Annotated in this window: 21 protein-coding genes; 14 read left to right on the top strand and 7 right to left on the bottom strand. The window is 62.3% G+C overall.

Features of this window, described 5'->3' with window-relative positions; translation table 11 throughout:
• Window positions 1-16: 16 nt before the first annotated feature.
• Entirely contained in the window at window positions 17-967 is a 951-nt protein-coding gene (gene panE, locus M3I56_RS01855) for a 2-dehydropantoate 2-reductase (protein WP_254352294.1), read from the bottom strand.
• A gap of 197 nt (window positions 968-1,164) precedes the next feature.
• Between panE and gloA the strand changes: the two genes are divergently transcribed.
• The 14 genes from gloA to M3I56_RS01785 all read left to right on the top strand — a co-directional run bounded on the left by gloA (window position 1,165) and on the right by M3I56_RS01785 (window position 17,385).
• A complete protein-coding gene (gene gloA / locus M3I56_RS01850) occupies window positions 1,165-1,551 on the top strand; it encodes a lactoylglutathione lyase (protein WP_254352293.1) in 387 nt (128 codons plus the stop codon).
• A 638-nt stretch (window positions 1,552-2,189) separates the two neighbouring features.
• On the top strand, window positions 2,190-3,599 hold the full coding sequence (locus M3I56_RS01845) for an undecaprenyl-phosphate glucose phosphotransferase (protein ID WP_375541663.1): 1,410 nt from the start codon (window positions 2,190-2,192) through the stop codon (window positions 3,597-3,599).
• 152 nt (window positions 3,600-3,751) lie between these two features.
• Window positions 3,752-4,876: a polysaccharide biosynthesis/export family protein gene (locus M3I56_RS01840; protein ID WP_254352291.1), complete on the top strand. Its 1,125-nt coding sequence runs from the start codon at window positions 3,752-3,754 to the stop codon at window positions 4,874-4,876.
• On the top strand, window positions 4,873-5,316 hold the full coding sequence (locus M3I56_RS01835) for a low molecular weight protein-tyrosine-phosphatase (RefSeq protein WP_254352289.1): 444 nt from the start codon (window positions 4,873-4,875) through the stop codon (window positions 5,314-5,316). The genes M3I56_RS01840 and M3I56_RS01835 overlap by 4 nt, the downstream gene beginning before the upstream one ends.
• Window positions 5,317-5,319: 3 nt before the next feature.
• Window positions 5,320-7,533, top strand: coding sequence for a polysaccharide biosynthesis tyrosine autokinase (locus tag M3I56_RS01830; protein WP_254352288.1), 2,214 nt, complete (start codon window positions 5,320-5,322; stop codon window positions 7,531-7,533).
• Between the two features lie 41 nt (window positions 7,534-7,574).
• The gene (gene wecB / locus M3I56_RS01825; RefSeq protein ID WP_254352343.1) at window positions 7,575-8,723 is read left to right on the top strand and encodes a non-hydrolyzing UDP-N-acetylglucosamine 2-epimerase; all 1,149 of its coding nucleotides are present in this window, start codon (window positions 7,575-7,577) and stop codon (window positions 8,721-8,723) included.
• Between the two features lie 28 nt (window positions 8,724-8,751).
• Window positions 8,752-9,990, top strand: a complete 1,239-nt coding sequence (gene wecC / locus M3I56_RS01820; protein ID WP_254352286.1) for a UDP-N-acetyl-D-mannosamine dehydrogenase — start codon at window positions 8,752-8,754, stop codon at window positions 9,988-9,990.
• Window positions 9,991-10,029: 39 nt separating this feature from the next.
• Window positions 10,030-11,346: a flippase gene (locus M3I56_RS01815; protein WP_254352284.1), complete on the top strand. Its 1,317-nt coding sequence runs from the start codon at window positions 10,030-10,032 to the stop codon at window positions 11,344-11,346.
• Window positions 11,347-12,180, top strand: coding sequence for a glycosyltransferase family 25 protein (locus M3I56_RS01810; protein WP_254352282.1), 834 nt, complete (start codon window positions 11,347-11,349; stop codon window positions 12,178-12,180). It begins immediately after the preceding gene.
• 62 nt (window positions 12,181-12,242) lie between these two features.
• On the top strand, window positions 12,243-13,472 hold the full coding sequence (locus M3I56_RS01805; RefSeq protein WP_254352280.1) for an O-antigen ligase family protein: 1,230 nt from the start codon (window positions 12,243-12,245) through the stop codon (window positions 13,470-13,472).
• Between the two features lie 92 nt (window positions 13,473-13,564).
• On the top strand, window positions 13,565-14,590 hold the full coding sequence (locus tag M3I56_RS41315; protein ID WP_254352279.1) for a glycosyltransferase family 4 protein: 1,026 nt from the start codon (window positions 13,565-13,567) through the stop codon (window positions 14,588-14,590).
• A 41-nt stretch (window positions 14,591-14,631) separates the two neighbouring features.
• Entirely contained in the window at window positions 14,632-15,429 is a 798-nt protein-coding gene (locus M3I56_RS01795) for a heparin lyase I family protein (protein WP_254352278.1), read from the top strand.
• Window positions 15,401-16,639, top strand: a complete 1,239-nt coding sequence (locus tag M3I56_RS01790; RefSeq protein WP_254352276.1) for an aspartate-semialdehyde dehydrogenase — start codon at window positions 15,401-15,403, stop codon at window positions 16,637-16,639. Before M3I56_RS01795 ends, M3I56_RS01790 begins: the two co-directional genes overlap by 29 nt.
• Window positions 16,636-17,385: a WecB/TagA/CpsF family glycosyltransferase gene (locus tag M3I56_RS01785; protein ID WP_254352275.1), complete on the top strand. Its 750-nt coding sequence runs from the start codon at window positions 16,636-16,638 to the stop codon at window positions 17,383-17,385. Before M3I56_RS01790 ends, M3I56_RS01785 begins: the two co-directional genes overlap by 4 nt.
• A 70-nt stretch (window positions 17,386-17,455) precedes the next feature.
• Here the strand turns inward: M3I56_RS01785 and M3I56_RS01780 are convergent, their stop codons facing one another.
• From M3I56_RS01780 to lnt, 6 genes are all read right to left on the bottom strand, one after another.
• On the bottom strand, window positions 17,456-18,355 hold the full coding sequence (locus M3I56_RS01780; protein ID WP_254352273.1) for a M48 family metallopeptidase: 900 nt from the start codon (window positions 18,353-18,355) through the stop codon (window positions 17,456-17,458).
• A gap of 169 nt (window positions 18,356-18,524) precedes the next feature.
• Window positions 18,525-19,286: a 1-acyl-sn-glycerol-3-phosphate acyltransferase gene (locus tag M3I56_RS01775; RefSeq protein WP_254352271.1), complete on the bottom strand. Its 762-nt coding sequence runs from the start codon at window positions 19,284-19,286 to the stop codon at window positions 18,525-18,527.
• 41 nt (window positions 19,287-19,327) lie between these two features.
• Window positions 19,328-19,891 (bottom strand): D-glycero-beta-D-manno-heptose 1,7-bisphosphate 7-phosphatase, encoded by a 564-nt coding sequence (gene gmhB / locus M3I56_RS01770; RefSeq protein WP_254352270.1) that lies wholly within the window; start codon window positions 19,889-19,891, stop codon window positions 19,328-19,330.
• 30 nt (window positions 19,892-19,921) lie between these two features.
• A complete protein-coding gene (glyS, locus tag M3I56_RS01765; RefSeq protein WP_254352267.1) occupies window positions 19,922-22,021 on the bottom strand; it encodes a glycine--tRNA ligase subunit beta in 2,100 nt (699 codons plus the stop codon).
• A gap of 16 nt (window positions 22,022-22,037) precedes the next feature.
• Window positions 22,038-23,045, bottom strand: a complete 1,008-nt coding sequence (gene glyQ / locus M3I56_RS01760; protein WP_081771794.1) for a glycine--tRNA ligase subunit alpha — start codon at window positions 23,043-23,045, stop codon at window positions 22,038-22,040.
• Between the two features lie 216 nt (window positions 23,046-23,261).
• Complete coding sequence (gene lnt, locus M3I56_RS01755; protein WP_254352266.1) at window positions 23,262-24,965, bottom strand: apolipoprotein N-acyltransferase; 1,704 nt, start codon at window positions 24,963-24,965, stop codon at window positions 23,262-23,264.
• Window positions 24,966-25,033 lie beyond the last annotated feature (68 nt).

Here is a 25,033-nt window from a genome sequence, read left to right as displayed (position 1 = left end):
GTGCGCTAGCCGCCGCTCAGGCCGCCTCGGCGCGCTGGGCCTCGTAGGCCTTGAGCTGGCTGTAGACGATGCGTAGCACCGAAAGCTCGCTCGACGCGTGCTGTGCCGCGCCGCCGCGCTGGATCAGGTCGCCGAGCACGTGATCGGCCTCGATGCGCGAACCGTTCTGCACGTCGCGCAGCATCGAGGCGGTGAGCGACGAACCCCTGGCGAACAGCATCGCGCGCGAACGCTCGAGGAAGCTGTCGCGCACGGCGTGGCCGTGCCCAGCTGCGATCGCGCGGCATTCGGCGAACAGGCGCTCGATGATCGCGGCGCCGTCGGACGTGGCGAGAATCGCGCCAATGGGCGCGCGGAAAAGACACGTGCTGCCCGCGAGCGACGCGAGGAACACCCACTTCTCCCACATCTCCTGAAGGATGTGATCGCTCGCCTTCACGTGAAAGCCGGCATTGCCGAACTGATCCGCCACGGCTTGCACACGCGGTGAGACGCCGCCGCCGAGTTCGCCGAACGTGATGGCCTGCACGTCGTTCAGATGCACGATCTCGCGCTTGTCGTTGAGCGTGGACGCGATCAGGCAGACGCCGCCCAGCACCGCCTGCGTGCCGAAGCGCGCCTGCAGGACTTCGAGATGACGCATGCCGTTGAGCAGCGGCAGGATCAACGTGTTCGGGCCGACGGCTGCGGCGAACGAATCGATGGCATTGTCGAGGTCGTAGGCCTTGCAGCTCAGCAGCACGAGATCGAACGGTTGAACGCCTTGCGGCTCGAGCGCTTCGCGCGTAACGGTCTTGACCTCGCGCAGGGTGAGATCGCCCGCCGGACTGCGAATGACAAGGCCCGCTTCGTGCAGTTGCGCGGCGCGCGCCTCACGTACCAGAAACGTCACGTCACGCCCCGCAGCGGCGAGCCGGCCGCCGAAATAGCCGCCCGTCGCACCCGCACCGACTACCAGAATTCGCATGTCCCCTCCTCGGTTCTCACGTTCATTGCCTGCGCGCTTTGCAGACGCGCATTGCTTACGCCTCGCTGGCGAAATTGCCGCAGCAATTTCGGGATGGCGTCCATGCTAGAGCAAATCGGCACATCTTGCCGGCGCCGGCAGGGCTGGCCCGTTTTTGGTACAGTCCGTTTTTTGACGATGGCAAAACGGAGTACACCATGCGCCTGCTGCACACGATGATCCGGGTCGGCGACCTCGATCGCTCGATCAAGTTCTATACCGAACTGCTCGGCATGAAACTGCTGCGCCGCGAAGACTACCCCGATGGCAAGTTTACGCTGGCCTTCGTCGGGTACACGGACGAGCGCGATGGCACCGTGATCGAACTGACGCATAACTGGGATACGGCTTCGTACGATCTTGGGACTGGCTTCGGCCATCTGGCGGTCGAGGTGGACGATGCCTACGCTGCCTGCGCGAAGATCAAGGAGCAGGGCGGGACGGTGGTGCGCGAAGCCGGTCCGATGAAGCATGGGACCACGGTGATCGCGTTCGTGACCGATCCGGACGGGTACAAGATCGAGTTTATTCAGAGGAAGAAGTAAAGTCTTTCTCGTGGCGGTGTCGGGATTGCCCGATGCCGTCGCTTGAGGCTCATTGAGCATTAAGTCGAATTGGCAATCGTCCGGAATTAAAAAGAAAATATTGGGCGATTTGTGAGAATTTGAATATTCCGTTATCTCTATCTCGTTTTGGATACGAGTGCGGCTATTTGTCGATTGCGCGTCTCATCATTATTGGTGATTGATTTCGTATGTCATTGCCAGGCGCTTGTTTCGGTGGATTCTGGATTGCCGGGACTACCTGGGTGCGATCTCCTACGACTCCATTTCAGACTCTTCCTATATACGTAGAAGTATCGGCGGAAGAAACTCTCTCCCCTGTCATTAAACATGAAACGGATTCGGCAAGGCGCTCCTACGCGCGGGGTAGCCACCTTCGGGCTGGCACGCGCAGGTTGTGCGTATCCGCGCGAGCGTAATCGAATTCGTCGAGCGAGGGAGTGCAGCGTGCAGGCAAGCAACCAGTTTCCGCGTATTTCGTTTCTTATCCTCAGTGGATTCATGGCATCGCTGGACATTTCACGAATCAACCTGCAGTCACTGACGACGAGTCGAGTGCGCCAGCGGTGATGAACCCCGTCTGCAGAGACGCGGCGATCGATTCATTCGTGGAAAGCCCAATGCATCTGCCCGCTCAAGGCAATCCCACCACATCGAGACGCCGCTTTGGCGCACTGATGCGTTTGGTGGACTTTGCTGTGATCGCAGCGTGCGCGTTCATTGCGCTGCGGCTGGAGGCAACAGCGGCTCAGCCCGGCTACGACAACGCGCTTGTCGCCTTCGCACTATTGGCGTCGGTCTTCCTCTTTCCGCTCTTCGGCCTGTATCAGGCCATTCGCAGCCACATCTTCTGGCGCTGCGTTTGCGCGCCTGTAGTCGCCTTGGTGCTCGCTTTCGCCGTCGCATTGCTGATCGCGACCACGTTGCTCGACCCATATCGACCGGCGGGTGACTGGTTCGTGCGGTGGATGTACCTCTCCGGTCTGGGCCTCGTGATCTGCCGGATCACCGAACGCAGCCTTTGTCTGCGCCGGAAGGAGCAGGGCGCACGTACGCGCGCGGTTGCGATCGTCGGCAGCGGGGCGTATTGCGACCACTTGCTGCGCAAGGTCGAAACAATGCCATATTCGATTTACAGCGTGTCGACCATCTTGGACACCGGCCCCGGGACTGCCATGGCGTCCAGCGTCGTACCGGCGTTTCGCGACCGGGAACGGTTTGCCGAATACGTGCGGCATTATTGCGTCGCGGAAGTCTGGCTCGCGTTGCCGCTCTCGGAAGCGAACACGATTCGCGAATTCATCGACCTGTTTCGCAACGACCTCGTGAACATCCGGTTCGTTCCCGATGTCAGTGGCCTGGCGCTTTTCGAAGGTGAAATGGTCAACCTCGACGGCACGTTTGCGATCAACCTCGTGGGTTCACCGTTTTCGTCTGGCGCCGTCGTGTCGAAGGATATTTTCGATCGCGTGTTTGCATTGCTGGCTGTCATCGGGCTGGCTCCGGCGCTTTTCATCATCGCGCTCGCCGTGAAGCTTTCCTCGCCGGGGCCTGTGTTCTTCACGCAGCGTCGCAAAGGTGCGAACGGCAAGGTCTTCAACATCTACAAGTTCCGCAGCATGCGAGTGCATGAAACGGCCCACGGCGTCGTCAGGCAGGCAACCCGTAACGACCCCCGTATTACGCGTGTTGGTGCTTTCCTGCGTCGTACGAGTCTCGATGAACTACCGCAATTCCTAAACGTGCTGCGCGGCGAAATGTCGGTAGTCGGGCCGCGCCCACACGCCATCGAGCATGACGCGCTCTATCAAAACATCGTGGACGACTATGTTCACCGCTATCGCATCAAGCCGGGAATTACAGGCTGGGCGCAAGTCAACGGCTTTCGCGGCGAAACGGATTCAGTCGAGAAGATGCGGGGCCGCATCGAACACGATCTCTATTACCTCAGCAACTGGTCCTTCTGGCTCGACATGCGAATCATAGTCGCAACGATCTTCAAGGGACTGGTACATCGCAACGCGTATTGAATAGCCGGAATGTGGACGTGCTGACACGAATCAATCAACCGTTTAGTCGCGCAGGTCGCAGGCAGCTGCACGAGGCCGCCGCCCGGCTTGCGACTAGCGCTACTGCAATCGCGCTCTGTGTAGCGCTGGGCGCTTGTGCCATCGCGCCGGGCATGCGCATGCTGGTTTCGCCGGGAACGATTCAAGCCGCGCCGGGCGCCGCCACCGGCACGAATGCCGCGACTGCTTCATCCGAGGCATCTCCAGGCGGCGAAGGCACGCAAGTCGCCAGTGCGACTTCCTCCACGCCCGAAGTGGACATCACGGAACTCAATGTCGACACCGTAAAGCGCTTCCAGGAAGCGCGGCAGAAGCAGCAACAACAGCAGGTCGATTTGCTTTCGACGACTCCGCAGGCTTACACGATTGGCGCCGGCGACGTGCTCCAGATCGTCGTATGGGACCATCCTGAACTCTCCGCGGCCGTAGGCAGCACGCAGTCGCAAGCCTCCACGCGGCCCGGCGATCCGTTCTCCGGCTTCATCGTCGATCAATCGGGCGACCTCACGTTTCCCTACGCCGGTGCGATGCGCGTTGCCGGACTTCGCACCGAGGAAGTTCAACGCCGCTTGACGACGTCGCTTGGCCGCTATTTCGTCAAACCGCAGGTGACGGTGCGCATGGCCTCCTATCGCGCGCACGAAGTCTATGTGGACGGCGAAGTGCGCAACCCAGGTGTGGTTGCAGTCAATGACGTGCCGATGTCGCTTTATGAAGCGATTTCGCGCGCGGGCGGCTTCGCGGACACGGCCGATCAAAGCGACCTCGTGCTCGTGCGCGACGGCAAATCGCACCGCGTGAATCTCACGCAGATGGTGGCAAGCGGCCTCAGCCCGTCGCGCCTCTATCTCAAGCCGGGCGACATGTTACGGGTCGTCGCGCGCGACGAAAACGACGTCTACGTGATGGGCGAAGTCAACAAGCCGATCTCCGCCATTCCGCGTCGTACGGGGCGTATCACCCTGGCTGACGCCATCGCACAGGCGGGCAGCGTCAATTCGTCTACCGCAGACGCAGCGCAAATGTTCGTCATTCGTGGCGCGTTGAGCGGCAAGCCTGAAGTCTTCCATCTGGATGGTCGTTCGCCGGTGGCAATGCTCGTTGCGAAGGAGTTTGATCTTCAGCCCAAAGATGTCGTGTATGTCGATGGCAATGGCCTTGTCCGCTTCAATCGCGTATTGACGTTGTTGATTCCTGTGATCAACGCGGGCTTGACTGCGGGGGTGATGGCGAAATGATCGAGAGCGTTCTGGTCGTTTGCGAAGGCAACATCTGCCGCAGCCCGTTGGCGTGCGCCATGCTGGCGCGTTCGGTCCCGGGCATCACTTTCAGTTCGGCGGGTACGCATGCGCTGACAGGCGAGGGCGCGGACCCGCTCATGATCGAAATGGCGCGCGTTCGTGGCGTGGGACTCGAGGGTCACGTAGCGACGCCGATTACCGACGAGCGCGTGCGCAACGCCGACCTGATCCTCACCATGACGAAGCTGCAGCGGGAGCATATCGAGCACGCCTGGCCGTTCGTGCGTGGCAAGGTGTATCGGTTGATCGAAACGGAAGGCGTCGACATCGTCGACCCGTATCGTCGACATCGCGCGACGTTCGACCTCGCGGTTGCACAGATCGAACTCGGCGTCGCGCACTGGCGCGACGTCCTCGCAGGACAGCAAGTTCATTGAATCATGACTCTTCTGAAAAAAAATCCGCAGACCAATACCGCGGACGACGATGAAATCGACCTCTCGGAGTTGTTTGCCGTGCTTCGCGAGAACCTTTGCTTGATTGGTATCGTCACGGCAATCGTGTTCGTACCCGGGGCGCTCTACGCGTTTCTCGGCACGCCTGTTTATCGCGCGGATGCGGTGATTCAGGTGGACGACGACTCGGGCATGGGTTCGATCAACGACAAGCTGGGTGACCTGGCATCGCTGTTCCAGTCGAAGGCGACTGCGGACGCGGAAATCGAGTTGATTCGCTCGCGTACCGTGGTAGGCGAGACGGTCGACAAGCTCCATGTCGATATCGACGCGCGTCCCCACTATTTCCCGCTGATTGGTGCGCCGATCGCGCGCTATCGCGCGCAATTCAGCGATGGATTGCTCCCGCCCATGCTCGGGATGAAAAGCTTCGCGTGGGGCGGTGAGCGCATCGGCGTCGCGCAGTTCACCGTACCCGCGGCGCTTTACGAGAAGAAGTTCAAGCTAACGGCCCTTGATGACGAAGCGTTTGAACTCGTTGATCCTGACAACAATGTGGTGCTTCGGGGACGCGTCGGAACGATAGTCAACGGCAGAACGGAGTATGGTCCGATCACGCTCAAGGTGACGTCGTTGCTGGCTCATGCGGGCGCGCGTTTCGATTTGAAGCGCTTCTCGACGCAGCTAACCGTCGCCGAACTCCAGAAAAACCTGGACATTGCCGAGAAGACGAAGCAGTCGGGGATCATCGGCATGAAGCTCGATGGCATCGACGCCCAACGCGTCACGGCTATCGTCAACATGATTGCGAGCCTTTACGTGCAGCGCAACGTCGATCGCAAATCGGCGCAGGCGGAGCAGATGCTCAGCTTCCTTGGTGAGCAGTTGCCGCAACTGCGCGCTGACCTGGACAAGGCGGAAGCTCGTTATAACGCATTTCGGGCGATGTCCGGCGCGATCGATCTCGACGCGCAGGGCAAGCTCCTCCTGCAAACGGTCGTCGATACACAAACGCGTTTGACGGAGCTTCAGCAACAGCGCGCTGACCTTGTCCAGCGATACACGGCATCGCATCCCATGGTCGCGGCGGTGGACGCGCGTATTGCGGAACTGGAGCGCCAGCAGGATCAATACGAGAAGCAGGTGACGGCGCTACCCGACACGCAGCAGCAGGCGCTGCGGCTCATGCGCGACGTGAAAGTCAGTACCGATCTCTACATGAAACTGCTTGATAGCACGCAGCAATTGCGCGTGCTGAAGGCGGGCCAGCTTGGCAACGTGCGGACGGTCGATTACGCCGTCGTGCCCGAAGCGCCTGTGCGCCCGTTGAAGCTTCTGGTCCTGCCTCTAGCCCTGATGCTAGGTCTGCTGCTTGGGTGTGGGCTCGCGCTCGCACGCCGCATGTTCAATCGTGGGCTGGAGACCCCGGCGGAAATTGAGCACGCCGTCGATATTCCCGTATACGCAATCATCTCGCACAGCGACAAGGAACTTGCACTGCGTCAGTCCGTGCGCCGCAACCCGACGAGGTCAGCCGTTCTCGCAGCGGCGTATCCAGACGATGTGGCGGTGGAAGGATTGCGCAGTTTGCGTACCGCCATGCAATTTGGGCTACTCAAGCCCGAGAACAACATCGTGATGCTTACCGGGCCGCGGCCGGGCGTCGGCAAATCGTTTGTATCGGTGAACCTGGCAACGGTGCTGGCGGCAACCGGCAAGCGCATTCTATTGATCGATGCCGACATGCGACGCGGCGACGTTCACGTGTACTTCTCCATCAATCGCAAGCCCGGGTTCTCCGAGCTACTGACTGGGCGCGAGGCGAAGGATGTCATTCATCACGAAGCGCTGCCCAACCTGGACGTGGTGACGTCAGGCTCGATACCCGAGCGTCCGGCGGAACTTCTCGTTCGAGAGCGACTTGGCGAAATGCTGAAGGCGCTGGCACAGACATACGACATGGTCATCATCGACTCACCGCCTGTGCTAGCGGTGACCGACGCAGTCCTGATAGGCAAGCACGCAGGCGCCACGCTAATGGTCGTGCGCCATGGGCGCCATTCCGCCGCCGAGTTGCGCGAATGCACGCGCCAGCTTGCGAGCGCTGGCGTCGATGTCGATGGTTTGCTGCTGACGGATGTGCCTGGACGTGGCACATCCTACGGCGCGCACTCGAACTACACCAGGAAGTCCAACTAAGACGGGGCGCCGCGTCGCACGAACCGTTCAAGGCAATGCTGATGGAAAAAAATGTACTACTAACATTTGGAACGCGACCAGAGGCGATCAAGATGGCGCCTCTGGTCAAGCGCCTCCAACGCGAGCCGGGCGTTCGGTGTCGGGTGTGCGTTACCGGGCAGCATCGCGAGATGCTGGATCAGGTGCTCAGCTTGTTCGCCGTTGAGCCCGACTTCGATTTGAACATCATGAAGCACGGTCAGGATCTCTATGACGTCACGGCTTCCATTCTGGCGGGCATGCGTGACGTGCTCGAACAAGAGCAACCCGATCTGGTGCTCGTGCATGGCGATACGACCACGACGATGGCGGCAACATTGGCCTCGTTCTATAACCGCACGCCGGTCGCACACGTTGAAGCGGGATTGCGGACTGGGAACCTGCTTTCGCCCTGGCCGGAAGAAGCCAACCGCAAGCTGACGGGCGCGCTCGCGTCGCTTCATTTTGCACCCACTGAAACTGCGCGGGAAAACCTGCTGCGCGAAGGCGTTTCGGCGCAATCAATCATTGTTACGGGCAATACCGTCATCGACGCGTTGCTGCACGTGAGAGAGCGCCTCGCGACGGATGCAAAGCTGAACGAGCAAGCACAACATGCTCTCCCGAAACTCGACCCCAAGCGTCCGCTCATTCTGGTAACGGGCCACCGCAGAGAGAGTTTCGGGGATGGCTTCGAACGCATCTGCACGGCGCTCGCGCAAGTCGCGCGGGCGTGGCAGGACGTGGACGTCGTCTATCCCGTTCATCTGAACCCGAACGTGCGCGAACCCGTCAATCGCCTGCTCACCGGAATTGCGAATGTGCATTTGATCGAGCCGCTTGACTATTTGCCCTTCGTCAGCCTCATGGACCGCGCGCATTTGATCCTGACGGATTCGGGCGGAATCCAGGAGGAGGCTCCCTCGCTGCGCAAGCCGGTGCTCGTGATGCGTGAAACGACCGAGCGCCAGGAGGCAGTCGATGCGGGCGTGGTGCGGCTCGTTGGCACGGACGTAAGCGCAATCGTGCAGGGCGTGACGCACTTGCTGGAAGACCGGAAGGCTTACGCGTCGATGGGCCGCGCCGACAACCCGTACGGGGACGGACACGCATGCGAGCGCATTACGAGTGCGTTGAATGACTGGTGGGGTACCGCCGCTCGCGCGGCGTGAGGACATGAAGAATAGAGGCTTGGCTACCATGAACTTCGAAACGATTTCGGTTGTTGGTCTGGGTTATATCGGCCTCCCCACAGCGGCAGCGTTCGCTGCGCGCCGCAAGAAAGTCATTGGCGTTGACGTCAACCAGCACGCAGTCGACACGATCAACCGCGGCGCCATTCATATTCTCGAGCCGGAACTCGACATGCTGGTTCAGGCGGCGGTATCGCAGGGGTATCTGCGCGCGACGACGCATCCCGAACCCGCCGACGCATTTCTCATCGCCGTTCCGACGCCGTTTTCGGACGGCCACAAACCCGACCTTTCATACATCGAAGCGGCAAGCCGTGCCGTCGCGCCGGTACTGAAAAAGGGCGACCTGGTTGTGCTCGAATCGACTTCGCCGGTTGGTGCGACCGCGCAAATGTCCGAGTGGATGGCGGGGATGCGTCCGGACCTGACCTTCCCGCAGCAAATGGGAGATGCGTCCGACGTGCGTATTGCACACTGCCCTGAGCGGGTGTTGCCTGGCCACGTGATTCGGGAACTCGTTGAAAACGATCGGGTGATTGGCGGCATGACGGCGCGTTGCAGCGAGGCGGCGCGCGAGCTTTACCAAGTGTTCGTGCGTGGCGAATGCATCGTTACGGACGCCCGAACCGCCGAGATGTGCAAGCTCACCGAGAACTCGTTCCGCGATGTGAATATCGCGTTCGCGAATGAGCTTTCACTGATTTGCGACCGACTGGATATCAACGTGTGGGAATTGATCAAGCTGGCGAACCGGCATCCGCGCGTGAATATCCTCCAGCCGGGGCCGGGCGTGGGCGGGCATTGTATCGCCGTCGATCCGTGGTTCATCGTGGATTCGGCACCTGAGCAGGCTCGTCTCATTCGTGCCGCGCGTACGGTGAACGATGACAAGCCGCATTGGGTTGTCGAGCGTGTGGAGCGCGCAGCGAGGCGCTTTCGTGAGCCGGTGATCGCGTGTCTTGGGCTCGCGTTCAAGGCGAACATCGACGATCTGCGTGAAAGCCCGGCTGTGGAGATTGCGAAGGAACTGGCCCAGCGTTTTCCGGGGCAGGTGGCGGCGGTCGAGCCGAATATTCGCGAACTGCCGGAGGGGTTGCAGGGTGTCCTGCATCTGTGTGATCTGCGTGCCGCGTTAGCTGAGGCCGATGTGATTGTGATTCTGGTCGATCATTCGCCGTTCAAACAGGTCGATCCGGTCCGGTTGCAGGCGAAGGTGGTGATTGATACGCGTGGGGTGTTGGCGTGAACGCAGAGCAAGCGTTTTCACCGCGCAATCGGACCGCAAATGGATAAGGCAGGATGCTCGCCGCGAATCCTGGGCGCAGCGGGACGGATGGCGCGAGCGCCGCGCCTCAGCCGCAACTTGTTCGCGATGATCGCGTGGCAGGTTGGCAATTACCTCGTGCCGCTGGCAACGTTCCCGTATCTCACGCGCATGCTCGGGCCGACGAATTTCGGCATCCTCAGCTATGCGTCGGCCATTGCTGTCTACGGTGTGCTGTGGACGGACTGGGGCTTCAACCTCAGTGGGCCGCGCGCGATCGTGGAATGCCGCGGCGACAAGACCGCCATCAACGAACTGATCTGGTCGGTCATCTTCGCGAAGGCGCTGCTTTGTCTTGTTTCTCTGCTCGCGCTGGGCATCGCGATGCGCTTCGACAGGCACGCCGCCGCCGCGCTACCCGTCGTGCTGATGTCGTGGATCACCGTCCTGAGCAACGTGTTCACGCTCAACTGGGTGCTGCAAGGGCTGGAGCGATTTTCGCTGTTCGCGGTGGTGTCGCTGGCGGGGCGCTTCGCGACCCTGCCGCTGATCTTCGTATTCGTCAAATCAGCTGACGACATTGCGATCGCGGCGGCGATTCAGGCGCTTGCACCCTGCCTGACGGGTCTCTTCTCGCTGCTGATGGTACGCCGACTCGGGCTGCTGGGCCTGCCGGGCCGAGCATGGCGCTCGGCGGCACGGCGCCTTGCACAGAGTGCCGACATGTTCCTGTCGACGATCTCAGTCAGCCTGTTCGGAGTGAGCAATACCGTGCTGCTCGCTGCGCTCACCGATCCCTATCAGGTGGGGCTCTACGCGGCCGCCGATCGCATCAAGACCGTGGGAAACATCGTGCCCGCCCAGATCAATACCGTGTTGTATCCGCGGGTGTCGGCGCTGATGCTGGACAGGCCGAGGTCCGCGGCGAAGCTCACGGCGCTTGGCGCCGCCGCAACGCTCGCCATCACTGGCGCGGGCGTGCTTGCCGTCACCGCGCTCTCGGGCTACGTGACGAGCGTAATTCTCGGGCGCGGCTTCGGCGCGGCGGCGCCGGTGTTGACATTGCTCTGCCTCGCGACGGTGTTCGGCAATCTCGCCTATCTGCTCGGCCTCCAGGTGCTGGTGCCGTTCACGAACGGCAAGTTGAGGTCGATCGTCATGCTGCTCGCGGGCATCCTCAACATTGGATTGTCGTGCGCGCTGATTCCGCGCTTCGGCGCACGCGGCGGCGCGTGGGCGTTCCTGATCGCCGAGGCGGCGATCTTCACGGTGTTCGTCCTGGTAATCGCGAGATCGACCCGCATGCGGGCGCATTTCACACAATTGCTGAGGGCATGAATGGCAGCAAGATTTCCGGTCATGATCGTTTCACTTGCGCGCTCGGGTCGGCGCGAGCGCATCGCAGAGGTGATGTCTAGATATGGCGTAGATTTTTCGTTTATTGACGCGATCGATGCCCGGGGTTTCGAGAGCGGCGAACTCGCCCGTCTTTACGACGACTCGGCGGCGCGCTCGCGCTACCGGCGAGCGCTGACGCGGGGCGAGGTGGCGTGCTTCCTCAGTCATCGGCTGCTTTGGCAGCGCATCGTAAGTGGCGGCAGGAGCGTGATCGTGCTCGAAGACGACGCGTTGCTGGATCACGTGTTCTTTACGGAAGTGCTGAGTTGGCGCGAAGACACGCTCGCACGCATGGCTGACGTCGTGCTGCTGGGGCGGTCGAAGCTGAGCCGGTCGAGCGCGGCGCGGGCGTACCTCTACGAGCCGCTCAAGCGCGCCGAACGCATCGACGGACTGCGGATTGGTACACCCTTCAAGCAATGGACTTCGGGTGCTGTCGGCTACTGGATCTCGCCGCGCGGCGCGATGCTCGCGCTGGCTCATACGGAAGGGCCGGTGCGGGCGCTACTCGACGACTGGCCGTGGCATCGTGACGACGGTGGGATGAACATCAAGGAACTGCGGCCCTACGTGGTATGGGAGGCGTTCGAATCACTGGCGAGCGACCTGGAAGGCGAGCGCATCCGCCTTGCGCCGACGAGAGCCCTATGGCGCGATTGCCTGCTCGAGCCCTTGCGCACAGTGAGACTCATCGCGCGCTGGACAGTCGCGGCGGTGATTCGCATCGTCGAGTCTGCCGGTGGCAGCGGCAAGCGGCAGGGCGGCGCGCAATGATTGACTCGGCAGTCCCGATGCGCGAATCACGCGCGGGCGCTTGGGACAAATCGGTGAGGGCGATGATCTGGCTCATCCTCCTGGCCGGTATCGCACTGTCGCCGTTCTCAGACTTCCTTTCCGTTTATGCGCTGAAGGGGCAGGTCGGCGGCGACATGGGCGCGCGCTATTCGCTTTTCGTGCGAGGCGCGATGGTCGCCGGGTTGATCGCCATGATGCTGTTCAGCGGACGGGTACGGCTCTCGAACTGGCGCATCTGCTTGTTGGCGCTGGTTGTGGTCACCATGTCGTGCGTCTCGCTGGCGTTCGACGACATGGCTGGGGGGGAATTCGTCGAAGAAGTCATCGTGATCGCGAAGGTCTTTTCGCTGTTCGTCTATGTCGCGGCATTCTCCGAACTCACGGACGCTCAACTGGAGAAAGTCGAAGCCTTGATGCGCGTGACGTTGCTGGTGTACGCGCTCGCGATTCTCGCAGGCGCCGTGTTCTCGATTGATATCTTCCGCAGCTATCGGGGCGGCACGCAGATCCGCGCGGGCTACAAAGGCATCATCTATGCGCAGAACGAGGCGTCGGGGTTACTGCTCTCGGGGCTGGCGCTGGCGTACCTGCACGTCGTCCGGAATGGCTGGAGCGCAAGGCGCATCGGGCTAATCGTGGCGCTTTTCGTGGCGGCGTTCCTGTTGGGCACGAAGGGTGCGCTGGTCACCGGCTTCGGCGTCGTTGCGGCGTACTCCTATGCGCGATACGGCGTTATCAAGGCGAGTGTCCGGCTCGTCGTTGTCGTCGCGATGATGTCGGTGATTGCGGTTGCGGTCTATTTCATCGTGCCCTTCGTGCACCAGGCGGTTGATCTAAGCATTCAATACTTCAGATATCAAAGCGATCACGCGGGCGGCGGCAAGATCGCGACAGTGCTCATGTCCGGTCGCGACATAAAGTTCTCGAATGTATGGGACGAACTCGCCAGTCGAGACTTCCTGCCTCTGCTCACAGGCGGTTATCCGATCGTTCGTTACCTCATCGAAATGGACGGACCCGACCTCACGTTGATCATGGGGATCCCGGTGTTCTGCCTGTACCTGCGGGATATTTTCAGGCTGTACGCACAGCAGGGCGATGGGCATATCTCGCACTACGGAAGTTATTTCCTCCTCTTGCTGATGATGATCGCGTGCTCGGCCGGTCACGTGTTGACGTCTGCGATCGTTGCGCCTTATCTCGCCGTGATCGCGGACCTGGTGCGCCGATGGTCCGACGAGGAGCGCAGGGCAATTGCGGACGGGCGATGAACGTATGAAAAGCGAGTGCCAGTGTCATGGTTAAAGCAATGTGTGTGCTTCACGTGGGTCCTGGATTTGGCCAGCGAGGGGGTGTCGCCTCCGTGCTCGACGAGTTGCGAGCCGCGAAAGCGCTGTTCGAGGAGAACGCGATTCGAGTCGAATTCTTCGAGACGCGCGGCTTCAAGGCGACGAAGGACAGACTGCTGTTCTTCGTGCTGGACATACCGCGATTCTTCCTGCGTGTGTTGAATGGAATTGATGTCATTCACTTCCACGTTTCGGCGCGCGGCTCGATGCTGAGGAATCTGATCCTCTATCGGGTCACTCGCATGCTCCAACGAAAGGTGATTTTTCACTGGCACTCGAACAACCTTCCCGATTGCATCGAGCAGTCCAACGGATGGATCAAGTCGGGTTTGAGGGACTTCATCGAGTCGTCCGACGAGGCCATCGGCGTGTCTACCGCAATGGCCGCGGACATTCGCAAGTTCAGAAATGGAGCAAGCGTTCGGGTCGTCGGCAACTGTGCGCTCAATGCGGAGCGCATTGCGTCGCTTGGGCCGGCGAAAGCGATGAACGCACGCGATCCTCAGTCATACGTCGCGTTTTCGGGAAGCTTCTCCGAAGAGAAGGGGCTGTCCGAGCTGTTCGCCGCGGTTGCGATTTTGAAGAAGAAACAGCGGCACATTCACGTGAAGCTTGCCGGGACGGGCGAAACGGATCAATGGGCCGAGCTTGCCCGGCAGTTCGAAATAGAGGATCGTATTTCGTTTGTCGGCTGGCTGCGCGGTGACGAACTGATGGACTTCTACCGCAACGCGCGGGTGTTGTGTTTGCCCAGTCATCGTGAGTCGTTCGGCATCGCGACCCTCGAGGCAATGCTTTGCGGTCTTGCGGTCGTAGGCACAAGGACGGGAGGATTCTTCGATCTCGTCAAGGAAGGGAAGACGGGATTTCTGGTCGAATCGGGCAATGCCGGGCAGCTTGCTGAGGCGCTCGAACAGATCTGCGTTAATCCCGGCATGGCGTGGCAGATGGGCGAGGCGGGGCGTCGGTACGGCCTTGCGTGTTACTCGGTCAAGAGTGTGCGCGCCGAGTATGTTCTTTGTTACCGTGGGCTACGGTGACAACCCCTTCGAGCGCCAGATCAAGCTATTTAGGAACACATATGAAGCTTGCATCATTGCAATTACCGCGCTTTGGTTTGTGCGGCGTGACGCTGCTCGCGTGCGCGCTCATGATGCCGGCTCTGACAAATGCGGATCTGCCACCGGTCGACCCCGCAGGAACGCGAATGATCCACGTGGATTGGGACGCCGGATTTGGTAGTGTGGTATCGCTGCAAGCGAATCCCGGAGGGATCGAGATCGTGTCCGATCCGGAAAATGCGGCGCGCAAGGTCTTGCGGTCGACGATTGCGCGCCGCGAAAGCTATACGCATGTCGCGAACGGTACGCCGCGAGCTGAATTGCTGTTCCGCGAGCCGGCGACGTTCGCACAAGGATCCGATTATCTCGTCCGATGGAGCACGTACATTCCGCGCGATTTCGAATTCGACGGTAAGCAAATGGTGATCATTTCGCAGATTCATCAGTCGGCGAGGGAGGGAGGGCCGACGCTCGCGTTGACCTTACTCGCGACGAACTACTACATTTCGACGCGCGGCGGCACGCAGGTGGAGAAGACGACCGCCGGCGCAAAACTGTGCTGCGCTGATGGCGACAAAGGGAAGTGGGTCTATTGGATGCTTCGCTATATCCCAGACGACTCTGGCCAGCAGTCGCTTACGCAGCTTTGGAAGAATGGCGAATCGGTCTTTCGTTCCGAACACGTCGCCAATGCCTATCCCGATGATCAGCATGCCTATTTGAAAGTCGGATTGTATAAGGCCGGATGGGAGAAAGAGCCATCCGACGTGGAAGTCCAAACATTGTTCTATGGACCTGTCTCAATCTTCAAGCGATAAATCAGTTATGGAAATATCACGTAAGAAGGGACGGGATCAGGTCGGAGGGATTTGCGATGCGCTATTGCATAGGATCAAAAGTGACGATTACTGCGGTTACGATCCCTACGATGCGTTGAACAGCAGTCTGTTCTCGACGCTCGGAGGCATGCGCCTTCGGATGGCCAGAATTGCCTGGCAGCAGTTGCACAGGCGCAGTCCGATCAATCTAAGGGCGCTCTGCGCGATTGAAAAAGCCAGGAATCCGAAGGGGATTGCGTTGATGGTGCTCGGATTGATCGAGCGCTTTGAGCAGCGGCGAAGCAATGCCGACCTTGACGAGGCGATCAGGCTGGGCGACTGGCTGTTGTCCCAGCGGGCCAATCCACAGGCCTGGCCGCACAGTGCATGGGGATACAACTTCCATTGGGCTGCGCGAGCATTCGACGTACCGCGTGGCAAGCCAAATGCGATTACGACGTGCTATGTCGCGCGAGCGCTTCTCGGGCTATGGCGGGTGACGGGCGAGCGCCGGTTTGTCGAGAGCGCGCTGGACGCAGGAAAATTCCTGCAAACCCTGTACATGGTGCAGGAAGAAGGCGTTTTCTATCGCTATGTGCCCGGCGAGAGCGTGATGGTTCACAACGCCAACCTTTGGTCGGCTGCGATCGTCGCATTGACGGCGAGTCACGCAGGGGATGGCGCGGCGTGCGAGCAGGCGCTGCTCGCGGCACGTCATTCGGCCCACGCGCAGGGCGCGGATGGCGCGTGGCGGTACGGCGAACGCAGTCATCACGGGTTCGTCGACGGATTCCACACCGGCTATAACCTGGAGGCTTTGTCCACACTGCAAGGGGCGTTGGCGACGCGTGAGTTCGAGCAAGTCGTGGAGCGGGGCATGGGGTTCTACCGACAAGCATTTTTCGAGCCGAACGGCGATGTGAAGTACTACGCGAGCCGAACGTATCCACTCGACATGCATTCGGTTGCGCAAGCTGTCATCACGCTGCTGCGTGTCGGCGGGTCCGACGAAGACCATGAACTTGCGCGACGAGTTATCCATCGCGCGATCGAACGCCTCTATCTGCGAAGCAGGGAACGCTTTGTCTATCGACAGGGGCGCTATTTTTCCAACCAGGTGAATTACATGAGATGGACTCAGGCGTGGGCGTTCTACGCGCTGAGTCTGTATGGCGCCGACGCCGAGCGGCGCACGCGAGTTGCACAATGAAACGAATAGAGCTGTTTTCCTGCCCGATGGACGTGGCTACCGGCCGCGAGACCGTCGAGTTGATCAGGAACCGCGTCGAGGCCAGGCAGTTTACGCAGCATGTCGTCGTCAACGCGGCGAAGGTCGTGCACATGCAGCGCGATATCGTCCTTGCGGCGTCGATTCGCGCATGTGACATCATCAATATTGACGGCATGGGCGTCGTCTGGGCCGCGCGCATGCTCGGCGTTGACGTGCCGGAGCGGGTTGCCGGCGTCGATCTGTTTGACGACCTGCTCGCGATGGCTGCCGAGTGCGGCTTTCCGGTCTTTCTGCTTGGCGCCACGTCCGAGGTGGTGCAGGCCACTGCGGAGACCATCGGTGGGCGTCATCCTCGCCTGATCGTGGCGGGCTATCACCACGGCTACTTCTGGGACGATGAGCCCGCGATCGTCGAGAAGATCGGTGCATCGGGCGCACGCCTTTTGTTCGTTGCGATTACATCGCCGAAGAAGGAGAACTTCATCGATCGCTGGCGCGCGCAACTTGGCGTGGATTTCGTCATGGGAGTGGGGGGCACGTTCGATGTCGTCGCGGGGAAAGTGTGCAGGGCGCCAGTGTGGATGCAACGTTACGGCCTCGAATGGCTCTATCGTGTCATTCAGGAGCCGGGTCGCATGTGGCGTAGATACCTGACTACGAATTTGCAATTCGCCGGCCTGCTGCTCAAGGCGATACTGCGCATGCCGCGAAGGCACGTGCATTAATCGGGGACAACGTGATCATTTCACCGAACGTCGTCATCGGTGGCAGGAGTGGGAAACCTGCGGCGCCCGCTCACATCCCCGGCACCATCTCGGGCGGATGCTGCTTAAGCTGCTTCCTCGCCTCGCGAAACTCCGGAAAGATCGATTCAACGGTTTCCCAGAACCTTGGGCTGTGATTCATCTCGCGCAAATGCGCGAGTTCATGCGCCACCACATAGTCCACGACGGAGAGCGGAAAATGAATCAGCCGCCAGTTCAGGCGAATTCTCCCTTCGCTTGAACAGCTCCCCCACCGCGTCGCCGCCGAAGAAAGCCCATAAGACCGGAACGAGACCCCAAGCTTCTCGGCATACACCTCGAGCCGCTCACCGAAAATCCGCGTCGCTTCGCCCTGCAGCCATCCAGTCACGCGGTCCTTGATCTGCTGCGCGTCAGCATGCGGCGGCAGCGGCAACGCAAGCACGCGCGTCTCCTGATCGAACGCGAGCAAGGAAGCCCCCAGCTTCACCGTAATTGGCTTGCCAAGATAAGGCAGCTCGGCCCCGTCGCTCCATTCCACGCGCGGCAAGGCGCGCTGCTCCGTGCGCGTTTGCCATTCGGCGAGCTTGGCGAAAATCCACCGCTGCTTCTCGGCGATCGCGGTCTCGATATCGGCGATCGTGACCCACCTGGGGGCCGTGATGCTGAGCCCGGTGCCGTCGATCACGAACCCGATCGATTTGCGCGACGAGCGCTTGAGCCGGTAATGCAGCGTGCGCGCGCCAAGCACGATAGTACGCAGGCGCGTGCCATCGGGCGCAAGCGGTGCCTTGCCGGGCTTTTCGGGCGAGTGCGGAGTCGCAGGCTGCGGTGTGAGAGAGGGGGAGGACGCATCAGGCGGCACCACAGGCGCCGGTTCAGCAAAGAGCGGCAAGTCGAGTTGCCGGTTGTCGAGTGCCGCGTTTGGGCGCGGCGTGGGGGACTTCTGCATCGTCAGGCCTGGTGCGGATGGGCGTGCGCGGCGTGGGCGTGCGCCGTTCGCGGGTCGTTTGCGCGGGGCTTCTGGCGCCGTGTCGCGTGGCGCGCCCAACCGTGCGGCGAGCAGCGCCCACATCCGCGCCACGACGCTTCGCGCGACGCGAGCCAGTTCGCCCTGCGCCTCAAATCCGTGCCGCTTTCGCCGCTGCGCCATCCGTTTCGCGATATGCCTCAGGATCGATCCGCCGCATTTCCGTTTCGATCCACGTTTCCACGCGCGTGTTCACTTCGTCGGGCGTGAGTCCGGTCGTCTCGATCGGCTTGCCGATCGACACCGTGACTATACCCGGATATTTCATGAACGAGTTTCGGGGCCAGACGTGGCCCGCGTTGTGCGCGATCGGCACCACGGGCGCGCCCGTTTCAATGGCGAAGCGCGGGCCGCCGGTCTTGTACTTGCCCTGCTTGCCCACCGGTATGCGCGTGCCTTCGGGGAACATGATCACCCATGCGCCTTCGGCCATGCGCTCCTTGCCCTGACGTATCACCGAGGTGAACGCGTTCTTGCCTTCCTTGCGGTTGATATGAACCATCTTCAGCATGCCCAGCGCCCAGCCGAAGAACGGCACGAACAGCAGCTCGCGCTTGAACACGTAGCACATCGGCCGCGGCATGAGCGCGGGAAACGCCAGCGTCTCCCATGCGGACTGGTGCTTCGAGAGCAGCACGGCCGGCCCGTTGGGCAGGTTCTCCATGCCCTCGATGCGGTAACGAATGCCATTGAGGTAGCGCGCAACGAACAGCGTGGAGCGGCACCAGCCCACGGCCATCCAGTAGCGCCGCGTCGCGTTCATGAACGGGAACGCGATAAAGCACGCCGTGGCGTACGGCATCGTGTAGACGATGAAATAGATGAACAGCAGCAGGGAGCGGAGAAAGCGCATCGGTCGAGCCGGGTTAGTGTTCGCGTGTGCCGCCTGCGCCTTTACGCAGGGACGTTCGCAAGAAAGTCGAGCGCGAAAGCGCGCAGGTCGTCGTGGATCAGCGTGCCGTCGGGCAGGCCGCCGGCGGCGAGCGTTTTCTCGCCCTTGCCCGAACGCACGAGGTGCGTGCGAAAGCCGAGTACCGCGCCTGCCTGGAGGTCACGCAGCGAGTCGCCTACCACCGGGGTATAGGCCGGTTCGATCTCGAAGCGCTCCGCGATCATCTTGAGCATGCCCGGCTGCGGCTTGCGGCACTCGCAATGGTCCTGTGCCGTGTGCGGGCAAAAGAACACGGCGTCGATGCGGCCGCCCACGGCTGCCGCCTGGCGGTGCATCTTCGCGTGCATGGCGTTGAGCGCGGCCATGTCGAACAGTCCGCGCCCGATGCCCGACTGGTTCGACGCCACCGCGACGCGATAGCCCGCCTGGTTCAGGCGCGCGATCGCTTCGAGGCTGCCGGGTATCGCGACCCATTCGTCCGGCGACTTGATGAACGCGTCGGAGTCGACGTTGATCACGCCGTCGCGGTCGAGGATCACGAGTTTTCTGGTAGTGCTGGTCGGCATGGCGTCTCGCTCAGTTCCGCTTGTTTGCGCTTACGCAGCCAGCCGCGAGATGTCCGCGACGCTGTTCATCTGCCGATGCAGCGCCTTGAGCAGCGCGAGGCGGTTCGCACGCAGCGCCGGGTCTTCGGCGTTGACCATCACGTCGTTGAAGAACGTGTCCACGGTTTCGCGCAGCGCCGCGAGCGCGGTGAGCGCGCCCGTGTACTCGCGTGCGGCGAGCTGCGTTTCCACGCGCGGCGCGACCTGTTCGAGCTGCGCGTAGAGCGCCTTCTCGGCGGCTTCGACGAAAAGTGCGATCTGCACGCCCGCATCTTCCGCTCCCTCGGACTTCTTGAGGATGTTCGAGATGCGCTTGTTGGCCGCCGCGAGCGAGGCCGCTTCCGCGAGCGCTGCGAATTCGCGCACCGCGTCCAGACGCGAAACGATGTCGTCGAAGCGCGTGGGGTTCAGCGCAAGCACCGCGTCCACCTCGGTGGCCGCGAAGCCGCGTTCGCGCATCATGCCGCGCAGGCGGTCCATGCAGAACTCGTAGATGGCCTGGGTCGACTCCGTCACGGCCTCGATGCCGGCAAATTGCGCGGAGGTCGCGCGCAGCAGCTCGACGAGGTCGAGCGGCAGCTGCTTCTCGACGAGAATGCGCAGCACGCCCAGCGCGTGACGGCGCAGCGCGAACGGATCCTTTTCGCCCGTGGGCGCGAGGCCGATGCCCCAGATCCCGACGAGCGTTTCCAGCTTGTCCGCGAGCGCGACGATCGTGCCCGTCGTGGTGGCGGGCAGGACGTCGCCGGAGAAGCGCGGCTGGTAGTGCTCGGAGCACGCAACCGCCACTTCTTCGGGCTCGCCGTCGTGGCGTGCGTAGTAGGTGCCCATCGTGCCTTGCAGCTCGGGGAACTCGCCCACCATGTCGGTCAGGAGGTCGGCCTTCGCGAGGCGTGCGCCGCGTTCCGCGAGCGCGATATCGGCGCTGCACATCAAGGCAATCCGGCCGGCAAGCGCTTCGAGGCGCTCCACGCGCTGCAGCGTCGAGCCGAGCTTGTTGTGATACACCACGTTCGCGAGCAGCGGTACGCGGTCGGCCAGCGGCTTCTTCTTGTCCTGTTCGAAGAAGAACTTCGCGTCGGCCAGACGCGGGCGCACCACGCGCTCGTTGCCCTCGACGATCTCGTCGGGCGTTTGCGTCGCGATGTTCGAGACGATCAGGAAGCGCGAGCGCAGCCGGCCCTGGTCGTCGGTGAGCGCGAAGTACTTCTGGTTCGTCTGCATCGTGAGGATCAGGCATTCCTGCGGCACTTGCAGGAATTCGTCCTCGAACTTGCAGGCGTAGACGACCGGCCATTCGACGAGCGAATTCACTTCGTCGAGCAGCGACTCGGGCATCACGACCTTGTCGCTGCCAGCGTGTTCGATGAGTTGCGCGCGGATCGATTCGCGGCGGTCGGCGTAGCTCGCGATCACGAAGCCCTTGTGCTGGAGCGTGTGCGCGTACTCGTCGGCGTGCTGGATGGCGATCAGGCCTTCGGAGAGGAAGCGGTGGCCGCGCGTGGTGTCGTCGGCATCGACGCCGAACGCCGTGACCGGCACGATCTGGTCGCCGTGCAGCACCGTGAGGCGATGCACCGGGCGCACGAACTGGACGTTGCTGCCGTCCGGGCGCTGGTAGGTCATGACCTTCGGGATCGGCAGCTTGCCGAGCGCTTCGTCGAGTACGGCTTGCAGGCCGTCGGCGAGCGTGGCGCCCGGCGCCGAGTAGCGCAGGAAGAACGCTTCGTTCTTGCCGTCACTCGCGCGCTCGAGGTCGCTCACGGGGAAATCAGGGAAGCCGAGCGCCGCGAGCTTCTTCGCGAGTGGCGCGGTGGGCTGGCCGTTGGCGTCGAGCGCGACCGAAACGGGCAGCACTTTTTCTCGCACCTGCTTTTCGGGCGCGACGCTGCGCACGTTCTTGATCGTGACGGCGAGGCGTCGCGGCGTCGCGTAACGTTCGAACGAGAGGTCGCCTTCGATCAGGTCGCGCGCGGCGAGGCGCTGCGCGATGCCTTCGGCGAACGCGTCGCCCAGGCGCGCGAGGGCCTTCGGCGGCAGTTCCTCGGTCAGCAGTTCGACGAGGAGAGTGGCGTGATGAGCTTGCGTCATTGTTCTTGAGATCCGTTCATTCCTCGTCGAACTTGCGTTCGACCTTCAGCGGCGGCGCCCAGGCGGGCATCGCGGCGTCCTGTTCGTCGGTGGTGAGGCCCGGCACGCCGTGCACGGGGTTGCCGAGCATCGGGAAGCCGAGCTTTTCGCGCGACTCGTAGTACGACTGCGCCACGCTGCGCGAGAGCGCGCGAATGCGGCCGATGTACGCTGCGCGCTCCGTCACGGAGATCGCGCCGCGCGCGTCGAGCAGGTTGAACGTGTGGCCGGCCTTGAGCACGAGTTCGTAGGCGGGCAGCGCGAGCTGCAGATCGATCATGCGCTTCGCTTCGGCTTCGTACGCGTTGAAGAACGTGAACAGCAGGTCGACGTTCGCGTGCTCGAAGTTATAGGTCGATTGCTCGACTTCGTTCTGGTGGTAGACGTCGCCATACGTGAGGCGGCGCATTTCCGGGCCGTTCGGGCCTTGCTCTTCCCACTCGGTCCAGACGAGGTCGTAGACGTTCTCGACCTTCTGCAGATACATCGCGAGACGCTCGAGACCGTAGGTGATTTCGCCGAGCACCGGCTTGCAGTCGATGCCGCCCACCTGCTGGAAGTAGGTGAACTGCGTGACTTCCATGCCGTTGAGCCACACTTCCCAGCCGAGGCCCCAGGCGCCGAGCGTGGGGTTCTCCCAGTCGTCTTCGACGAAGCGCACATCGTTCTGCTTCAGGTCGAAGCCGAGCGCCTCGAGCGAGCCGAGGTACAGGTCGAGAATGTTCTCCGGCGCGGGCTTGAGCACCACCTGGTACTGGTAGTAGTGCTGCAGACGGTTCGGGTTCTCGCCGTAGCGGCCGTCCTTCGGGCGGCGCGAGGGCTGCACGTAGGCCGCGCGCCACGGCTCGGGGCCGATTGCGCGCAGGAAGGTGTGGACGTGCGAGGTGCCGGCGCCGACTTCCATGTCGATCGGCTGGAGCAGTGCGCAGCCCTGCTTGTCCCAGTAAGACTGGAGCGTCAGGATGATTTGCTGAAACGTGAGCATGTGTGCCTGCAGTGTCTTTCGGGCTTTCGGGGGCGGAATGCGGCGGCCGAGCCAGGCGAGCACGCCGGCGGGGCGGCGATCCTCCGCCTTGCCCCTTCCCCTTGCCTGGCCCGGGCCGGGAGGCGGCCAGGTGCTAAAACATTGAATTTTACCGGATTGCCGGAGCCTTGAGACCTGGACGGGGTTCGGGCGGGCGGCAGCGGTGTGGTTGCGTCGTCAGCGGGGCGTTGCGCGGCTGATTTTTTTGTTCGCCGGCTTGCGGTCCTTCGCGCCCTTGAAGGCCGGTCCGAACGCAAAGCCGAGCGCCAGCAGCAGCAACGACATGGCGATCACCGTGTTGTTGCCGCTCGTCACGTAGGGCGTGAAGCCGCTCGTGCCTTCGACCTTCACGTCGAGCGAGCCGACCGTGAACGTCGGCAAACGCGCGATCACGCGGCCTTTCGCGTCGATGGCGGCGGTGGCGCCCGTGTTGGTCGCGCGCAGCATCGGGCGGCCGGTTTCGAGCGAGCGCATGCGCGCGATCTGCAGGTGCTGGTCGAGCGCGATGGTGTCGCCGAACCACGCGAGGTTCGTCGAGTTGATGAGGATGCCCGGCGAGGTCGGGCTCTCGCGCACGGTGCGCGCGATCTCCTCGCCAAAGATGTCCTCGTAGCAGATGTTCACCGCCACGAGCTCTCCGTGCACGCGGAAGGGCGGCTGCACGGGCGCCCCGCGCGCGAAGTCGCCGAGCGGGATGTTCATGAGATTGACGAACCAGCGGAAGCCCCAGGGCACGAATTCGCCGAAGGGCACGAGGTGATGCTTGTCGTAGCGATAGAGGCCGTTCTGGCCCGGCGTGATGCCGAAGAGGCTGTTGGTGTAGTCGATCACGCGACCATCGGACGTGATTGTGCCGCCGACTGCGCCAAACAGGATGGCCGTGTTCGTGCCGTCGGCGAAGGCGCGGACATCGCGGCCGAACTTCTGGGGAATTTCCTGCACGAGCACCGGCACCGCGGTTTCGGGCGTGACGACGAGATCGGCGGGCTTTTCGGTAATCAGCTTCTGGAACTCGTTGAGCGCATCGTTCATGCCCTGCTCGGAGAACTTCATGTCCTGCTTGACGTTGCCCTGCAGCAGCCGCACGTTGAGTGGCGTGCCGGAGGGTTGCGTCCACGAGACGAGCGAGAGCAGCAGGCCGGCGGCGATCACGGCGAGCGCGAGCAGCGCCGGCGTCGCCGCTGCGCCGCGCCGAGGCGTCGCGCCATGCCCCTTCATGTCGCGCGCGCGCAAAACCGCCTGCGCGATGAGCGCCGCGACGAGCGCGAGCACCCAGCCCACGCCATAGACGCCCACGATCGGCGCAAAACCGGCGAGCGGACCGTCCACTTGCGCGTAGCCGCTCGAAAGCCAGGGAAAGCCGGTGAACACATAGCCGCGCGCCCATTCGCCGAGCGCCCACGCACTCGCGAATGCGAAGGCGCCGTGCCACGTGGGCGAGAACGGCAACTCGCCGCTGCGTCCATTCTTCGCGTGCCCCGCGCAAAATGACCAGATGAGCGCGGCGAGCGCCGGATACAGACCGAGGTAAAGCGAGAACAGCACGAGCGCGGCGCCCGCGAGCACCGCGGGCATGCCGCCGTAGAAGTGCATGCTCACGTAAAGCCACCAGACGCCGCTCACGAAGTTGCCGAAGCCGAATGCCCAGCCCGTGAAGAGCGCGCTCCTCCAGCCGCTGGTGCGCGTGAGCCAGAAGTAGAACAGCGCAAAGATCGCAATGGCGAGCCAGCCGCCGTGCGGCGTGGGCGCGAACGACAGCGTGTTGAGCGCGCCCAGCGCGGCGGCGGCGAGATAGTGCCAGAAGGGCAGCGCGCGGCGCGCGGCGCCGTTGGCGGTTTCGCTCGCGCGCGTCTCGGTGCGGGTATCGATCGGTTCGGCCATGCGGTGCTGTGGAATGCGATGGAAAGCGCGCTGAAAAGCGCGAGTGCGGATTGCGCGACGAGCGCAAC

Origin of the sequence: Paraburkholderia sp. CNPSo 3281 (genome assembly GCF_024206515.1) — a bacterium.
Taxonomy (GTDB): Bacteria; Pseudomonadota; Gammaproteobacteria; order Burkholderiales; family Burkholderiaceae; genus Paraburkholderia; species Paraburkholderia nodosa.
The sequence above is the reverse complement of the archived record's forward strand: the minus strand, read 5'-3'. Positions and strand labels throughout refer to the sequence as shown.

Excerpts from the sequence above, each read along its gene's own strand:
- glyS (WP_254352267.1), bottom strand. The coding sequence starts at position 22,021 with ATGACGCAAGCTCATCACGCCACTCTCCTCGTCGAACTGCTGACCGAG.
- panE (WP_254352294.1), bottom strand. The coding sequence starts at position 967 with ATGCGAATTCTGGTAGTCGGTGCGGGTGCGACGGGCGGCTATTTCGGC.
- M3I56_RS01785 (WP_254352275.1), top strand. The coding sequence starts at position 16,636 with ATGAAACGAATAGAGCTGTTTTCCTGCCCGATGGACGTGGCTACCGGC.
- wecB (WP_254352343.1), top strand. The coding sequence starts at position 7,575 with ATGGAAAAAAATGTACTACTAACATTTGGAACGCGACCAGAGGCGATC.
- wecC (WP_254352286.1), top strand. The coding sequence starts at position 8,752 with ATGAACTTCGAAACGATTTCGGTTGTTGGTCTGGGTTATATCGGCCTC.
- M3I56_RS01810 (WP_254352282.1), top strand. The coding sequence starts at position 11,347 with ATGGCAGCAAGATTTCCGGTCATGATCGTTTCACTTGCGCGCTCGGGT.
- M3I56_RS01845 (WP_375541663.1), top strand. The coding sequence starts at position 2,190 with ATGCATCTGCCCGCTCAAGGCAATCCCACCACATCGAGACGCCGCTTT.
- M3I56_RS01795 (WP_254352278.1), top strand. The coding sequence starts at position 14,632 with ATGAAGCTTGCATCATTGCAATTACCGCGCTTTGGTTTGTGCGGCGTG.
- lnt (WP_254352266.1), bottom strand. The coding sequence starts at position 24,965 with ATGGCCGAACCGATCGATACCCGCACCGAGACGCGCGCGAGCGAAACC.
- M3I56_RS01830 (WP_254352288.1), top strand. The coding sequence starts at position 5,320 with ATGACTCTTCTGAAAAAAAATCCGCAGACCAATACCGCGGACGACGAT.
- M3I56_RS01775 (WP_254352271.1), bottom strand. The coding sequence starts at position 19,286 with ATGCGCTTTCTCCGCTCCCTGCTGCTGTTCATCTATTTCATCGTCTAC.
- M3I56_RS01790 (WP_254352276.1), top strand. The coding sequence starts at position 15,401 with ATGGACCTGTCTCAATCTTCAAGCGATAAATCAGTTATGGAAATATCA.
- gloA (WP_254352293.1), top strand. The coding sequence starts at position 1,165 with ATGCGCCTGCTGCACACGATGATCCGGGTCGGCGACCTCGATCGCTCG.
- M3I56_RS01835 (WP_254352289.1), top strand. The coding sequence starts at position 4,873 with ATGATCGAGAGCGTTCTGGTCGTTTGCGAAGGCAACATCTGCCGCAGC.
- M3I56_RS01805 (WP_254352280.1), top strand. The coding sequence starts at position 12,243 with ATGATCTGGCTCATCCTCCTGGCCGGTATCGCACTGTCGCCGTTCTCA.
- gmhB (WP_254352270.1), bottom strand. The coding sequence starts at position 19,891 with ATGCCGACCAGCACTACCAGAAAACTCGTGATCCTCGACCGCGACGGC.
- glyQ (WP_081771794.1), bottom strand. The coding sequence starts at position 23,045 with ATGCTCACGTTTCAGCAAATCATCCTGACGCTCCAGTCTTACTGGGAC.
- M3I56_RS01780 (WP_254352273.1), bottom strand. The coding sequence starts at position 18,355 with ATGCAGAAGTCCCCCACGCCGCGCCCAAACGCGGCACTCGACAACCGG.
- M3I56_RS01840 (WP_254352291.1), top strand. The coding sequence starts at position 3,752 with ATGCGCATGCTGGTTTCGCCGGGAACGATTCAAGCCGCGCCGGGCGCC.
- M3I56_RS01815 (WP_254352284.1), top strand. The coding sequence starts at position 10,030 with ATGGATAAGGCAGGATGCTCGCCGCGAATCCTGGGCGCAGCGGGACGG.